Origin of the sequence: Zhongshania sp. (genome assembly GCF_041623545.1) — a bacterium.
Classification (GTDB): Bacteria; Pseudomonadota; Gammaproteobacteria; order Pseudomonadales; family Spongiibacteraceae; genus Spongiibacter.
Genome location: NZ_JBFJWS010000438.1, coordinates 1 through 1,702, shown reverse-complemented (window position 1 = coordinate 1,702; position 1,702 = coordinate 1). Strand labels below are relative to the sequence as shown.

The window sequence follows — 1,702 nt, the reverse complement described above, 5'->3', positions numbered from 1 at the left end:
GGCTTGCATGGCTGTGTGACCCTAGTAATAGATAAACTTGCTATTACTATTGCAACCGCTATGCCAAACCTAAAATTCGATATAACACACTGTTTTTATTATACTTTTACACAAACCCTTTAAGTTAGCTCTTATGTCTAGACCAGCTTGATTCGCATATTGCAAATCAGATCAATAAAAAACGTAAAATGAGAAACATGCTTAGCTCTACGACCTACTATTCGGGCATAGCTGCGTACTCAGCATACTGGTAACAACGGTGAATCGTATCGCCGGCGCTTTTACTTACCTCGCTTAGCCGCTATCGCCATTATTTTGCGCTCGAATCTGTCATATAGATTTATCGGCAAGATAGCCAACAGGATAGTGCAGACAGTGGTCACCGCCGTGGTAGTAAACTCTTTTAACAAAATACGACTGTCTGACTTGTATGCCAAACCAAGTAGCGTGTTAGCACTCTCTGAATCGCGGGACTGAACCGCGCGGCGCGCTAAATATCGGTATTGGTAAGCCCGAGCCAAGCCTTCCCATTTGGCTATAAAGACCGGGTCAATCTTACGATTGTTTTCAACCGAACGCTCCCAGGACTCGAGTTGACGGCGCCAGTTAGCAGACAAGCCTTCTCCGTTGACGCGATACCACGTCAATGCCTCAGATAACCCCGCGAACTTCCACTTTGTTGACAGGGCAATACGTAACCAGCACTCAACATCTTCGGATTGACGAAAGCTTTCGTCAAAGTACATGGTGTCGTCATGGCCGGACTCTGGCCGAGTAAACTTGATATCATTGAGCGTTTCGCGGCGAATCACCGGTGCGGAGCCATTACCAACGGGGTTGCGGCAAAAAATATCCTGAGCAGAAATACCCTCGCACTTAGGGTGCTGGCCTATACCCATATCTTCTCCGTCGTCATTCATAAACTGAGAAGCACTGTAGCTCACCCCAATGTTAGGGTTCGCATCTAAATGGTCAACATGACGCTCTAATTTACGGGGGCCCCAACGATCATCAGAATCTAAAAAAGCAACATATTCGCCCTTTGAGTGTCGTACTCCGGTATTGCGTGCACCAGCCAACCCGCGATTAAGCTGCTGTACCAAGCGCACCCGCTCGTCATCACAGGCCTTAATAATTTCGGCGCAGTTATCTGGCGAGCCATCGTCGACACAAATTACTTCAAAGTCACGAAAAGTTTGCGCTAACACCGAGTCCAAGCAATCCTGTAAATAAGCTGCGGCGTTGTACATAGGAATAACCACACTAACCTTAGGCCCATTAACGTTCGAACTGCTCTGACTGATCAAGGTGTCGTCGGTGTCCAACAAGGTCATTTCAGAAATTCCTTTATTATGTGATATGCCTAAGCCGTATTAAGTGTAAGCGTTTAGTCCCAAACAAAAAATACTTCTTATATAGATTAGAATGCGCTAAGTTTTTAACCATCGATCTATATCAGTGTAGTACCTTACTTTAGCTCATATTTCGTCAAGGCATTACATTTTGTCTCGTCAAATAAAAACTAAAACCCACACCAGGCGTGCAGTTTTAGTAGGCCCCGGCACCCAGTAAAACAGCGGGGATAGTCTTGGCAGTGATTACAATGTCAGTGAACAAGCTGCGCTCGCGGATATAACGTAAATCAAGATCAATCTGCTGCTCAAAGCTCAGGTCAGCGCGTCCTGATACCTGCCACAATCCT

The 1,702-nt window shown here is 45.9% G+C and carries 2 protein-coding genes; both read right to left on the bottom strand.

The features are described from left to right. Positions 1–281: 281 nt before the first annotated feature. On the bottom strand, positions 282–1,334 hold the full coding sequence (locus ABYT30_RS18960) for a glycosyltransferase family 2 protein (RefSeq protein ID WP_373084802.1): 1,053 nt from the start codon (positions 1,332–1,334) through the stop codon (positions 282–284). Between the two features lie 214 nt (positions 1,335–1,548). After that, entirely contained in the window at positions 1,549–1,698 is a 150-nt protein-coding gene (locus tag ABYT30_RS18955; protein WP_373084804.1) for a sugar transferase, read from the bottom strand. Positions 1,699–1,702 lie beyond the last annotated feature (4 nt).

Excerpts from the sequence above, each read along its gene's own strand:
- ABYT30_RS18960 (WP_373084802.1), bottom strand. The coding sequence starts at position 1,334 with ATGACCTTGTTGGACACCGACGACACCTTGATCAGTCAGAGCAGTTCG.